This window comes from Agrobacterium sp. 22-221-1, from assembly GCF_053522445.1.
Window position 1 is genome coordinate 105961 of sequence record NZ_JBNWCL010000007.1, and the last position, 12604, is coordinate 118564.

A 12604-nucleotide genomic window follows, 5' to 3' on the forward strand; every position below is an offset into this window, starting at 1 on the left:
ATGATCTCCGGCACCAAACGGATGCTGATAGATCGGCGCAGCTTCATCAAAGCGGCGGGAGTTCCCTTCCTCGCCGCGCTGGCTCCCCGTTCACTTTATGCGCTGGAGCGGACAGACGCGGTCTTTGCCTCCGCCTTCCGCGCCCGCGACGGGTCCTACGGCATTGCGACGGTGAGCGAACGCGGCGAGATCATCGACCGCGTGGCGCTTCCTGCCCGCGCCCATGGAATGGCGACGAGCCACGCGACCGGCATGACCGTGGCCTTTGCGCGCCGGCCCGGCACCTTCTTCATGGCCTTCGACCCCGCGCGGCGTGGCGAACCGACCGTGATACACACGCCGGAAAACCGCCACTTCTACGGCCACGGGCAATTCTCCCCTGACGGGGCAATCCTCTATGCCAGCGAAAACGACTTCGACGGCAATCGCGGCGTTATCGGGCTTTATGACACCCGCAACGGCTTTGCCCGCATCGGCGAATATGATGCGCATGGCATCGGCACGCATGACATGACGGTGAGCGATGACGGCCGGCTGATCGTGATCGCCAATGGCGGCATCGAAACCCATCCGGATTTCGGCCGAACCAAACTCAATATCGACAATATGCAGCCGTCCCTCGTGCTTCTGGACGCCTCGACCGGGCAAGTGATCCAGAAACACGCCATGCCGGCGCATCTGCGGCAGCTTTCCACCCGCCATGTCGATCTCGGCGATGACGGGCGTATCTGGTTCGCCTGCCAATATGAGGGACCGCGCAACGATCTCCCGCCGCTTGTCGGCCATTTCTCCAGGGGCGAGGCTCTCACCTTCGTCGATCTGCCGGAAGAAACGACGGTGCGCCTTGCCAATTATGTCGGGGCCATCGCCGTCAACCGGCGCGATGGGCTGGTGGGCCTGACATCGCCCAACGGCAACGCCGCCGTGACGCTGGATGCGAAAACCGGGCGCGTCGTTTCCGAGACAACCGTGCGGGAAGCGGCAGGCGTCGCGCCCGCCGCGAGAGGCATTGCGGTTTCTTCCTATGACGGCTTTTTCGAGACCCGGCGCAGTGACGTGGCGTGGGACCAGCACATCGTGCGTCTGTCCAGCTAAAATACTGAAAAGAAAGGGGAACAAAAGCCCGGCCGGCGCATTGGACGGATCATGAGAAACCTTGCCGTCTATGTCGTTTTTGTGGTTGCTGTTGTTGCCGTGGGGGCGCTGATCGGCGTCAACAATGTGCCCGGCGAATGGTATCAATCGCTGCAGAAGCCTTTCTTCAATCCGCCCAACTGGATTTTCGGACCCGTCTGGACCGCGCTTTACGTGCTGATCGGCATTGCCGGCGCACGGACATGGATCCGCAAGCCGATGGGAACGCGCATGCGGCTCTGGTTCACGCAGATGGTGCTGAACTTCCTGTGGTCTCCGATTTTTTTCGGAATGCAGAGCCCGGCAGGTGCACTCATCATTATTATTCCAATGCTGATCTGCATCGTCGCCTTTGTGGCGCTCGCCTACCGTCGTGACCGCATATCCATGTGGCTTTTTGTGCCCTATGCCGTGTGGGTCGCCTTTGCCACGGTGTTGAATGCAAGCATCGGCATGTTGAACTAAATCCCCGCACCGCCCTTGCCTTGCCTGCCGCCACGCGCCATGTCAGTTTGCGATGAGGCAGAAGCAGGCAGGTAGGCCATGGAGATCACGGATCCCGGCGATTTTCGTCAGCGGATAGAAAGAAGCTTTGCGCGGCAGGGCGTGGTGCAGGCGATTAACGCCGAGATCAGCCGTATCGAACACCGGCTGGTGGAAATCGAGCTTCCTTTTCATGAAAAGCTGACGCAGCAGCACGGCATATTGCATGCCGGCGTCATCGCCGCCGGTCTGGACACCGCCTGCACCTATGCCGCCTATACGATCATCGAGCCGGAAGCCTCGCTGCTGACCATCGAGTTCAAGGTTAATCTCATGTCGCCCGGGCGCGGCGAGCGGTTCCTGTTTCGCGGCGAGATCATCAAGCCAGGGAACAACCTGATCGTCGCCGATGGCCGCGCCTATGCGCTGTCCGACGGACCGGCGAAGCTGATCGCCTCCATGACGGGCACGATGATGGTGGTGAAGGGGCGCGAGGATATTACCGGATGAGCTACCGGCTTTTGCATGTTGCGGATAAATCCGTCCTCTTCGTCATGGCGGCTTCCCCCGAATACGGTCCCCATCTCCAGGCACGCATTGCGCCGCTGATGACGGGTATCGGCCCGGTCGAGGCGGCGATTGCGGTCACGGCCGTTCTTGCCGGTCTCGATGCGGCCGATCACCTGCCCGACCTCGTCGTTTCGCTCGGTTCCGCCGGTTCGCGGACGCTGGAGCAAACCGGCATCTATCAGGCGATTTCGGTTTCCTATCGCGACATGGACGCCTCCGCCTTCGGTTTCGAAAAGGGCTGCACGCCGCTGCTCGATCTGCCCGCAGAAGTGGCCTTGCCTTTGCGGATACCCGAAATTGCCGAGGCGCGGCTTTCCACGGGCGCCAATGTCGTTTCGGGCGAGGCCTACGGGCTGATCGACGCCGATATGGTGGAAATGGAAACCTTCGCGGTATTAAGAGCCTGCCAGCGCTTCGGCGTACCGCTCGTCAGTCTGCGCGGCATTTCCGATGGCAAGGTGGATGTGAACCATGTGGACGACTGGACGGAGTACCTGCACATCATCGATGAAAAGCTGGCGGATGCCGTCCACCGGCTTTGCCGCGCCATAGAGGACGGCGCGATTGCCCTTTAGAACCTTGCGATTTTCGCAAATTTCCGCTGTTTGACGCCCGCTTCCGGGTTGCCTAAAGCCGCCATTTTCTTTAAAGGCTCGCCATGACCCAGATAGCCCATCCCGACAGCATTCTCATCATCGATTTCGGCAGCCAGGTGACGCAGCTGATTGCGCGCCGCATCCGCGAAGCCGGGGTCTATTGCGAAATCCATCCGTTCCAGAATGCCGCAGAGGCGTTCGAGAAGCTTCAGCCCAAGGGCGTGATCTTCTCCGGCGGCCCCGCATCTGTCACGGCGGAAGGAAGCCCGCGTGCACCGCAGGCGGTGTTCGACAGCAAGGTTCCAATCCTCGGCATCTGCTACGGCCAACAGACGCTCTGCACGCAGCTCGGCGGTGTGGTCGAGGGTGGCCATGCGGCGGAATTCGGCCGCGCCGATATCGACATCAAGAAGGCAAGCCCGCTGTTCGACGGCTTCTGGGAACAGGGCAAGAGCTATCCGGTCTGGATGAGCCATGGCGACCGCGTGACGAAGCTGCCGGAAGGTTTCGAGGTCATCGCGACCTCCGAGAACGCACCTTTCGCCATCGCCGCGGACGAGAAGCGTCACTACTACTCCACCATGTTCCACCCGGAAGTGGTGCATACGCCTGACGGCGGCAAGCTGCTCTCCAACTTCGTGCACAAGATCGTCGGGCTCAAATCCGACTGGACGATGGCGGCCTATCGCGCCGAAATGATCCGCAAGATCCGCGAACAGGTCGGCACCGGCCGCGTGCTCTGCGCGCTTTCCGGCGGCGTCGACTCCTCGGTTGCGGCCATCCTCATTCATGAGGCGATCGGCGACCAGCTCACCTGCGTTTACGTCGACCACGGCCTGATGCGGCTTGGCGAAAGCGAGCAGGTCGTCGGCATGTTCCGCGACCACTACAATATTCCGCTTGTGCATGTGGATGCCGCCGACCTGTTCCTCGGCGAACTGTCGGGCGTTTCCGATCCGGAAGTGAAGCGCAAGACCATCGGCCGCCTGTTCATCGAGGTCTTCGAGGCCGAAGCGGCCAAGATTGCCGCCGACGGCAAGGGCGCACCGAATTTCCTGGCGCAGGGCACGCTTTATCCTGACGTCATCGAGAGCGTCTCCTTCTCCGGCGGCCCCTCGGTCACCATCAAGAGCCACCACAATGTCGGCGGCCTTCCCGAGCGGATGAACATGCAGCTCGTCGAGCCGCTGCGCGAGCTCTTCAAAGATGAAGTGCGCGCGCTCGGCCGTGAACTCGGCCTGCCGGACAGCTTCATCGGCCGCCACCCCTTCCCCGGTCCGGGCCTGGCAATCCGCTGCCCCGGTGCGATTACCCGTGAGAAGCTGGATATTCTGCGCAAGGCGGATGCGATCTATCTCGATGAAATCCGCAAGGCCGGTCTCTACGACACCATCTGGCAGGCTTTCGCCGTGCTGCTGCCGGTGCAGACCGTGGGCGTCATGGGCGATTACCGTACCTATGACTTCGTCTGCGCGCTTCGCGCCGTGACCTCGGTGGATGGCATGACGGCGGATTTCTATCCCTACGACATGAATTTCCTTGGTCGTGCGGCAACCCGCATCATCAACGAAGTACGCGGCATCAACCGCGTCGTCTATGACGTGACAAGCAAGCCGCCCGGCACGATCGAATGGGAATAAGGACTATACTCTACACGGTCCTGTAAAGATGACGCCGCGACTAGTTCGCGGCGTTTCTGTTTTGTCGTGTGAGATAGATGATTTGGGCGGTCAGGCCGACCACAAGGATCGCCAGCAACCCTGCCTGAGCGCCGAGAAGCAGCGGCGATTTCAGGTCCGTAACCAGAGGGTGACCGTCTGGAACACGGCGCAGGATTTCGCTGACCGTCGGGACCATCAAAAGAAACGCACTGATGCTGAGACAGATGGTTTCAATATATTTGGCCGCGCGCGTTGAACCCAGAACACCTTCAATGCCGTAACCTGCGAGCAGGAACAGGATGGTCAGGACGCCAACGCCGTAACTGATCGGCTGATGCGCCACGAGGAAGACCGTCGCAGCGCCAATCAGCATGGAGACAAGATAAAGAGTGCCTGGCGCTGATCGGGGAACGATTCGACCGTGGCGGGCAAACATGTAAACGGCGGCGGGAATGGCCGGCAGGCTTCCAAGCGTATGGATCCAGCCGAGCGGAGAAATTCCGAACATGAGAGATTGCCTTTCTCGTCCAAAAGGACGTGGTGGTCCGGGAAGCAGACTGTCATCGACAAATCTGCCAGCTTAATACGGTCTATTTTTTCGGTGGCGTGCCGCTCAGGTCATGCATCGAGCTCCCTCGCGAAACTCCGAATTTAAGCGGTCATGCGCTCCAGCATGGGGCGGGTTATTGCGCCAAAAGTCGTCGCATCACCATGGGCACGGGCGGAAAGCATCGCGCCGTGCACGGTGGCCATGAAGATTTCAGCATTCGCTCTGGCGGTCCCGCTCAGCACGAGGCGCCCTTGCGCAACGCCGCGTTCCAGAACGGCGGTAAGCCAGTCGGAGAGATTTCGAAAATGCGCGCGCACTTCAAGAGCGACCGTTTCAGGTAAAACCGGAATTTCACTGGCGAGCAGAGCGCAAACGCAGAAGGGATGAGTGGCCTCGGCGATACAGCCCTCCCAATAGCCGATATAGGCGCGGAGCTGTTCGAGCGGGTCGGAAATGTTTCGTTCCAGTTCGGCGATACCGGCTTCGGCCTCCTGCCTGTATTGCGCAACCAGTTTTTGGACCAGATCGGACTTGCCGGGAAAGTGATGGTGAATGCTCGCATTGCGAATGCCGACCACAGCGGAAATGTCGGCATAGCTGAAACTGTTGTAGCCGCCCTTTATGATCAGGGAGCGTGCGCAACGAAGGATTTCATCGGCTTTGGTCTGTGGATTTTTCATGAGAGTTACCTACCAACTAGTAGGTAGAATGTCAACGCCAGGCGATTTTAGCCTATGACCGCTGACAAGAGTGTGCCGGAAACCGAGTGCGCGTGACGGATATGGCGGGCCTATTCCAAGGCCGATAGCAGCTGATCCACGCCCCGAACCGAGGCCGCATCGTCCGTGTCCAGAAGCTCGTGTCATGCGGTTGACGAGCCACGACGCCGCTTGCACGTTTGACTTTGCGCCCTTTTTAGCCAGTATTTCGACTGTCCTTCGCAGAGCACCGTCGGTCCGGCACGGCTTTGGGCCGGTATCATGCAGTCCGTTAGGGCAGGCTACGTTCGCCTGCAAAGGACAATGGGGGGAGCCCATCGATGACACACAATGTCGATCCGAAGCCAATGTCACGCGCCGCCGCGATCCTCTACGCCATTATTTCACCGCTCAGCCTGATGGCCCTGATCTTTCTGCCTGCGGGCCGGATCGGCTGGTGTCCGGGCTGGGTTTTCGTCGCGGTCGTCGTCGTCGCCTTTGGCCTTTCCGCACTGGTATTGGCGCGTGTGAACCCGGTCATTTTCCGCGCGCGCAGCCGGTTCCAGCCGGGGACCAAGACATGGGACCTGTTTCTCGTCACCGGTATCCTTCTCGCTTTTGCCGCTGAAATTCCGGTTGCGGCACTCGACGCCGGCCGGATGGGATGGTCCGTCGTGCCACTTTGGGCCATTCTGCTCGGATATATCCTGCTTGTCGGCGGCATTGCGGCTACGGCATGGGCCCAGGCCGTCAATCCGTTCTTCGAGCCGGGTGTCCGCATCCAAAGCGAGCGCGGACAGCGGGTGATCACGTCGGGCCCATACGGTATCGTGCGCCACCCCGGCTACACGGCCGCAATCGCCATGTTCACTGGCATACCGCTCGTTTTGGGTTCCTGGGTGGCTCTGCTCCCCGCCGCCTTGGCCATCGCCCTGCTGATCCTGCGCACCGGCTGGGAAGATCGTCTGCTCCAGGCAGAATTGCTCGGTTATGCTGATTATGCCCGTGAAAGGCGCTATCGGCTATTTCCCGGCATCTGGTAAGCGCCTAATGCTTTCGTTCTCTTTTTGTTCTTTTAATTATTGCCGTTGGTGATAATATCCCGGCCCGGGCAAAGGCCGTGGAGCATCGCTATGGGTTTCGGGTTGGCAGATGAAGGAGGTTTAAGGCAGCTTTTCTTCGAAGGATGGGAGCCGGAGAAAATACGGCGTTTCAATCCGCGATTTAGCAGCAAGCTCTTGATCACGGTGAAACCGCCGGCAGCCCTGGCGGAACGAATTTTTGCCGATGCGTCGCGCCATGCCGCAGGGCGGACGAAGCGTGAGGCCTATCCGCCGGAGCTTCTGCATATAACCCTGCTCTGCATCGGAAGTTTCGAGACCGTGCCTCACGGGCTGGTAGAAAGGCTGAAGGCAGCGCTGGGGGAGATCAAGGCGCGGCCCGTTCCGATCACATTCGATGGAACATCGCTTTTCGGCAATCGCAACAGTCTGGCGCTACGCAGCAGCCGCGAGATACAGGAACTTAAGGCTCTGGCGAAAATGGTGCAGCGCGCCCTGCGGCGGGCAAACCTGCCCTATGTCGCCGCATCGTCGTTTACGCCACATCTCACCGTGATCTACGGCTGCGGGAAAATTGAGCTGATGCCGGCTGACAGACCCTATAGCTGGCTTGCGGGGAGCTTCGAACTCGTTTTCAGCCACAATGGCGAAACACGGCATGAATTGCTCGGGCGCTTCGCACTCTCGCCGAAAGCGGAGCGTTATGAACGGCCTGAAAGCCAGCTACATTTGCCGGAAAAAGTGATCGAACCTTCGAAACGGCCGACACAAAGGGCATCGGTGCGATAACATGCACCTGAAGCGGCATAGCGCTCTGATACCGACAATTTTTCCGCATTCTCCATCGAGAACTATGCGGAACCTTGTTGCTCTAATCCGACGCTTTTCGCGCCAGCCGCACATCCGCCGCGCCAGCCGAAAACCGATCCGGTTATCAATCCTGAGCGCAAGCGAGGCGATATCGCCTCGCAACGGATAATGACCAGCTTAGAGCTGTACCTTGTCGAAAGCCTTGCCGTCGATGCCGAGGGCTTCGAGATCGGCGCGGGCGGGCTTGCGATGTGCGCGAACAGCGGCCGAAACCGAGAGCGCTGCACCGAGAACGGCGAAAGTTTCACCGAAGAAGTTACGCGATGTCTTTGCAACCTGACGCATTTTTCTCTCCATCTTTGATGCCTAGATAATGGGCATTTCCGACCCGTTCTACAACTCATGATGCAGCAGGGAAGCCATGCAGCTTTGCTCGCGCTCGTTTGGATATCAGCCATTGCGATTTTGCATGGCTTAAGCATCAGGACCGGGTATATGCGCAGGGCACTTCAGCAGGCGGGTTGAATAAGACGGATATTTTGTTATGCCGGAAGTGCTTTTAGAGACGAAGAGGCAGATGGCATGACGGTCACGATTTACGGCATCAAGAACTGCGACACGATGAAGAAGGCCAGAAGCTGGCTGGAAGCCAACGGTGTCGACTATTCTTTCCATGACTATAAGGCGGCCGGCATCGACCGTGCTCATCTGGAAACATGGTGCGATGCCGCGGGCTGGGAAACGGTTCTCAACCGCGCCGGCACCACCTTCAAGAAACTCGATGACGGCCAGAAGGTCGATCTCACCCATGAGAAGGCCATCGGGCTGATGCTGGAACAGCCCTCCATGATCAAGCGTCCCGTGCTGGAAGCGAAGGGCAGGATAACCGTCGGTTTCAAGCCTGAAACCTACCAGACCCTTTTTGCGTGAACGCAGCCCGCCATGTCCAAAACAACCCGTGCCACCCAAATGCTGACCAAGGCCGGCGTTGCCTTCACCACCGTCACCTATGATTACGACCCGAATGCCGACCGCATCGGCCTGCAGGCGGCCGAGGCGATCGGTGAACCACCGCATCTGGTGCTGAAAACGCTGATGGCGGAACTCGATGGCAAACCGGTCTGCGTCGTCGTCCCTTCGGATCGCGAGGTTAGCATGAAGAAGCTGGCGGCCGCCTTCGGGGGCAAATCCGCCAGCATGATGAGGCCTGCCGATGCGGAGCGCGCCACCGGTTATCATGTCGGCGGCATCAGCCCTTTCGGGCAGAAGAAACAGGTCCCGACGGCCATCGAGGCCGGTGCCATGGCGCATGATTATGTCTACATGAATGGCGGGCAACGCGGCCTGCAGGTGAGGCTTTCGCCCCGCGATGCCCAAAGCGCGCTGAAGGCGATTGCCGCGCCGCTGGTCGCCGATTGAAGCCCAGGAGGCGCGCCTGAAAGCATTTGGCTTTCGGAAGGAATGGGCTATGGTCGGCGCCTCCTATTGAAATAGACGAAGGCAGATCATGACCGTTTCCCCCATCGATCCCGTCAAACTCGAAAAACTGGCCGAAGTCGCCGTCAAGGTCGGCCTGCAATTGCAGAAGGATCAGGATCTGGTGATTACCGCACCGCTGGCGGCCCTGCCGCTGGTGCGATTTTTGACCAAACACGCCTATATGGCGGGTGGCGGGCTGGTCACCACTTTCTATTCCGACGAAGAAACGACGCTTGCCCGCTATCGCCACGCCAGCGACGCCAATTTCGACCGGGCTTCCGGCTGGCTCTATGAAGGCATGGCGAAGGCCTATGCCAATGGCGCGGCGCGGCTGGCGATTGCCGGCGATAATCCCATGCTGCTGGCCGAACAGGACCCGGCCAAGGTTGCGCGCGCCAACAAGGCCAACTCCACGGCCTACAAGCCGGCGCTGGAGAAGATTTCCAATTTCGACATCAACTGGAACATCATCTCCTATCCGAACCCCTCCTGGGCAAAGCAGGTCTTCCCCGGCCTCGCGGAAGACGAAGCGGTCCGCAAGCTTGCCGATGCCATCTTCGCCGCATCGCGGGTGGATCTGGCCGACCCGGTCGCGGCCTGGGCCGAGCACAATGCCAATCTCGCCAAACGTTCGGCATGGCTGAACGGCGAGCGCTTCTCTGCGCTGCATTTCACCGGCCCCGGCACGGATGTGAAGATCGGCCTGGCGGACGGCCATGAATGGCATGGCGGCGCCTCCACCGCCAAGAATGGCGTGACCTGCAACCCGAATATCCCGACGGAAGAAGTCTTCACCACCCCGCATGCGCTGCGTGTCGACGGTTACGTCTCCAGCACCAAGCCGCTGTCGCATCAGGGAACGCTGATCGACGACATCCAGGTGAAGTTCGAAGCCGGCCGTATCGTCGAAGCCAAGGCTTCGAAGGGCGAAGCGGTGCTGAACAAGGTGCTCGACACCGACGAGGGCGCGCGGCGTCTGGGTGAAGTGGCGCTGGTGCCGCATTCCTCGCCGATTTCGGCAAGCGGCATCCTGTTCTACAATACGCTTTTCGATGAAAACGCCTCCTGCCACATCGCGCTTGGCCAATGCTATTCGAAATGCTTCCTCGACGGCGCTTCGCTGTCGCAGGATGAGATCAAGGCGCAGGGCGGCAACTCAAGCCTGATCCATATCGACTGGATGATCGGTTCCGACAAGGCGGATATTGACGGTGTGAAGCCGGACGGATCCACGGTTCCGGTGATGCGCAAGGGCGAATGGGCCTGACGACACCTATCTCGGCAACTGGCTGCGCTGACTGAGCCAGATGCTGAAAAGCACCGCAACGAAACCGGCGATCTGCGCTGGCGTAAGGCTTTGGCCGAGCGCCAGCCAGCCGAGCAGGGTTGCAACGACCGGGCTTAGAAAACCGAGCGATGCAGCCGCGGAAGGTTCGATGCGGGCAAGCCCGCGAAACCATAGAAAATAGGTCAGCGCAGCACCGATAAGTCCCAGATAGGCCATGCCGAGAATATTGGCCGCTGTCGGCGTCGGCAGGGCCGGTTCCAGGAAACAGGCGACCGGCAGCAACAGAAGGCCGCCCGCCGTCAATTGCCAGGCGGTAAACGTGAGGTTCGACACCGGCGGCCGCCATTTGCGGGTCAGCACCGTTCCGAAAGCCATGGAGACGGCACCGGCAAGGCCTGCCGCCACACCGATACCATCCAGCGCAGCGCCCGGCGCCAGAACCAGAAGCGCGACGCCGACAATGCCCAGAAAACCGGCCGCGATGGCCAGCGGCCGGACGGGTGCCGCGAGAAACAGCCGGGAAAGGCCAATCACGATCAGGGGCTGGACTGCACCCACGGTTGCCGCCACGCCGCCCGGCAGCCGATAGGCCGACACAAAAAGCATCGCCCAGAAGAACGAGAAATTCAGCGCGCCGAGAATGAAGCTGCGCGGCCACCAGATACCGTGCGGGAGCTTTCTTACGAAAAGCAGCAAAAGCACGCCGGCCGGCAATGCGCGCAGCATCGCGACATGAAAGGGATAACCGTGCGGCAAAAATTCGGTCGTCACGAAATAGGTGGTTCCCCAGACGGCGGGGGCAAGGGCGGTCACCAGCACATCGACGGCATAGGTCGTATTTTTCTTCATTTCAAGAATCTCTATATCAAGATAAATGCAATCTAGCCGATTTTATCTTGACGTCAAGACATCAATTGTTATGCCTTGGTGATGAACAAAGAACCGTTGGACCACGTCGATCACATTCTGGCGCAATGGCGCAGGGAGCGGCCCGATCTCGATGTCGGCCCCATGGGGCTGCTCGGGCGCCTGAACCGTCTTACCACCCATCTCGGCCGGGAGGTGGAGGCGGTGCTGCTGAAGCACGGGCTTTCCTCCTCCGCTTTCGATGTGCTGGCGACATTGCGGCGCTCCGGCTCACCTTACCGACTTTCCCCCGGCGATCTTTTGGCCATGACGATGGTGAGTTCCGGCACCATGACCAACCGGATCGACCAGCTCGAAAAAGCCGGGTTGGTGGAACGTATCCATAACCCGAACGACCGGCGCAGCGTCCTGATATCGTTGACGGAACGGGGATATGCCATTGTCGAGGAAGCGGCAGGCGCTCACGTCGAAAACCAGCATCGCCTGGTCGCCGGTCTCAGCGAAGAAGAGCGCGTGACGCTGAACCGGCTGCTGAAACGGTTTTTGCGGGATTTCGAAGAATAGGCTTTTCGGTCCGACAAACACACAATGGCTCCGTGATGGCGCTTGTTTCGCTCCCAAAAATCCTGTAAGCAATTTTCCATAAACCTGTACTACAGGTTGGAGGAAAAATGTTAACTGCCATTTCGCATGAATCCGGTCTCGTCAGCAGCACGATCGGCGCTATCACCCGCCATATCCGCGAAAACGAACTTGCACCGGGAGCGAAGCTCCCCAGCGAGCTTTCGCTCTCGCAGCAGCTCGGCGTTTCCCGCACCGTCGTTCGCGAGGCTTTCCGTTCTCTGTCGGCCATGCGGCTGATCGACGTAAGCGCCGGCAAGCGCGCCACTGTGGCGACGCTGGATCACGGTGCAATGTCATTGATGTTCGAACATGGCATTCACACCGAACAGATCAACATCCAGCAGATCTACGATGTGCGCCGCACGATCGAAGTCAGAACCGTGACGCTCGCGGCACTGAGGCGAACGGATGCGGAAGCGCTCACCATTCTCGACCATGCCAACAATATGGAGCGGGATTTCGGCGACAACGACAAGGTCATGGAACACGACCTTGCTTTTCACATCGCCGTTGCCAGAGCCTCCAAGAACCCGGTTTTCGAACTCATTCTCGGCGCTTTCCAGAACGTGACGCGCCAGACATGGCCGATCGGCTGGAAAAGCCGCACATCCGATGCGCAGCGCCATGCCGCAAGCGAGCTTCACATCGCCATCGGACAGGCCATTGCCGCCGGCGATCCGCAAACGGCTTCAACACTGATGGCGCGGCATTTCGATGAAAGCGTGCACGCGCTTCTGGCAGCCGGCATCGCCTGATTTTTCAAACACCGTTCCAGACGGAACA

The 12604-nt window shown here is 59.8% G+C and carries 16 protein-coding genes; 12 read left to right on the plus strand and 4 right to left on the minus strand.

What is annotated here, in order from left to right; all coding sequences use genetic code 11:
- From ACQZ5N_RS12790 to guaA, 5 genes are all read left to right on the plus strand, one after another.
- Positions 1-1095, plus strand: a complete 1095-nt coding sequence (locus ACQZ5N_RS12790) for a DUF1513 domain-containing protein (RefSeq protein ID WP_448733084.1) — start codon at positions 1-3, stop codon at positions 1093-1095.
- Positions 1096-1146: 51 nt separating this feature from the next.
- Positions 1147-1599 (plus strand): TspO/MBR family protein, encoded by a 453-nt coding sequence (locus ACQZ5N_RS12795; RefSeq protein ID WP_020812396.1) that lies wholly within the window; start codon positions 1147-1149, stop codon positions 1597-1599.
- Positions 1600-1677: 78 nt separating this feature from the next.
- The gene (locus ACQZ5N_RS12800; RefSeq protein WP_003520131.1) at positions 1678-2127 is read left to right on the plus strand and encodes a PaaI family thioesterase; all 450 of its coding nucleotides are present in this window, start codon (positions 1678-1680) and stop codon (positions 2125-2127) included.
- A complete protein-coding gene (locus tag ACQZ5N_RS12805) occupies positions 2124-2762 on the plus strand; it encodes a 5'-methylthioadenosine/S-adenosylhomocysteine nucleosidase (RefSeq protein WP_448733085.1) in 639 nt (212 codons plus the stop codon). Before ACQZ5N_RS12800 ends, ACQZ5N_RS12805 begins: the two co-directional genes overlap by 4 nt.
- 83 nt (positions 2763-2845) lie before the next feature.
- The gene (guaA, locus tag ACQZ5N_RS12810; RefSeq protein ID WP_448733086.1) at positions 2846-4423 is read left to right on the plus strand and encodes a glutamine-hydrolyzing GMP synthase; all 1578 of its coding nucleotides are present in this window, start codon (positions 2846-2848) and stop codon (positions 4421-4423) included.
- A gap of 40 nt (positions 4424-4463) precedes the next feature.
- On the opposite strand, the gene ACQZ5N_RS12815 is transcribed toward guaA, so the two are convergent.
- Both ACQZ5N_RS12815 and ACQZ5N_RS12820 read right to left on the minus strand, forming a co-directional pair.
- A complete protein-coding gene (locus ACQZ5N_RS12815) occupies positions 4464-4952 on the minus strand; it encodes a hypothetical protein (RefSeq protein ID WP_448733087.1) in 489 nt (162 codons plus the stop codon).
- Between the two features lie 143 nt (positions 4953-5095).
- Complete coding sequence (locus ACQZ5N_RS12820; RefSeq protein ID WP_269828323.1) at positions 5096-5674, minus strand: TetR/AcrR family transcriptional regulator; 579 nt, start codon at positions 5672-5674, stop codon at positions 5096-5098.
- 359 nt (positions 5675-6033) lie between these two features.
- Between ACQZ5N_RS12820 and ACQZ5N_RS12825 the strand changes: the two genes are divergently transcribed.
- Positions 6034-6735: a methyltransferase family protein gene (locus tag ACQZ5N_RS12825; RefSeq protein WP_448733088.1), complete on the plus strand. Its 702-nt coding sequence runs from the start codon at positions 6034-6036 to the stop codon at positions 6733-6735.
- 90 nt (positions 6736-6825) lie between these two features.
- Entirely contained in the window at positions 6826-7542 is a 717-nt protein-coding gene (locus ACQZ5N_RS12830; protein ID WP_448733089.1) for a 2'-5' RNA ligase family protein, read from the plus strand.
- 198 nt (positions 7543-7740) lie between these two features.
- Here the strand turns inward: ACQZ5N_RS12830 and ACQZ5N_RS12835 are convergent, their stop codons facing one another.
- The gene (locus ACQZ5N_RS12835) at positions 7741-7908 is read right to left on the minus strand and encodes a hypothetical protein (protein WP_003503889.1); all 168 of its coding nucleotides are present in this window, start codon (positions 7906-7908) and stop codon (positions 7741-7743) included.
- Between the two features lie 237 nt (positions 7909-8145).
- On the opposite strand from ACQZ5N_RS12835, the gene ACQZ5N_RS12840 reads away from it, so the two are divergent.
- The 3 genes from ACQZ5N_RS12840 to ACQZ5N_RS12850 all read left to right on the plus strand — a co-directional run bounded on the left by ACQZ5N_RS12840 (position 8146) and on the right by ACQZ5N_RS12850 (position 10309).
- On the plus strand, positions 8146-8493 hold the full coding sequence (locus ACQZ5N_RS12840; protein ID WP_448733090.1) for an ArsC family reductase: 348 nt from the start codon (positions 8146-8148) through the stop codon (positions 8491-8493).
- A 12-nt stretch (positions 8494-8505) separates the two neighbouring features.
- A complete protein-coding gene (gene ybaK, locus ACQZ5N_RS12845) occupies positions 8506-8982 on the plus strand; it encodes a Cys-tRNA(Pro) deacylase (protein ID WP_125145165.1) in 477 nt (158 codons plus the stop codon).
- Between the two features lie 88 nt (positions 8983-9070).
- The gene (locus ACQZ5N_RS12850) at positions 9071-10309 is read left to right on the plus strand and encodes an aminopeptidase (protein WP_448733091.1); all 1239 of its coding nucleotides are present in this window, start codon (positions 9071-9073) and stop codon (positions 10307-10309) included.
- A 6-nt stretch (positions 10310-10315) separates the two neighbouring features.
- On the opposite strand, the gene pecM is transcribed toward ACQZ5N_RS12850, so the two are convergent.
- Entirely contained in the window at positions 10316-11179 is an 864-nt protein-coding gene (pecM, locus tag ACQZ5N_RS12855) for a 4-hydroxybenzaldehyde efflux transporter PecM (RefSeq protein WP_448733092.1), read from the minus strand.
- An 81-nt stretch (positions 11180-11260) separates the two neighbouring features.
- On the opposite strand from pecM, the gene ACQZ5N_RS12860 reads away from it, so the two are divergent.
- Positions 11261-11761 carry a MarR family winged helix-turn-helix transcriptional regulator gene (locus ACQZ5N_RS12860; protein ID WP_448733093.1) on the plus strand — a complete coding sequence of 167 codons (501 nt, stop codon included), beginning with the start codon at positions 11261-11263 and terminating at the stop codon, positions 11759-11761.
- A 107-nt stretch (positions 11762-11868) separates the two neighbouring features.
- The gene (locus ACQZ5N_RS12865) at positions 11869-12576 is read left to right on the plus strand and encodes a FadR/GntR family transcriptional regulator (protein ID WP_003520144.1); all 708 of its coding nucleotides are present in this window, start codon (positions 11869-11871) and stop codon (positions 12574-12576) included.
- Positions 12577-12604: the final 28 nt, after the last annotated feature.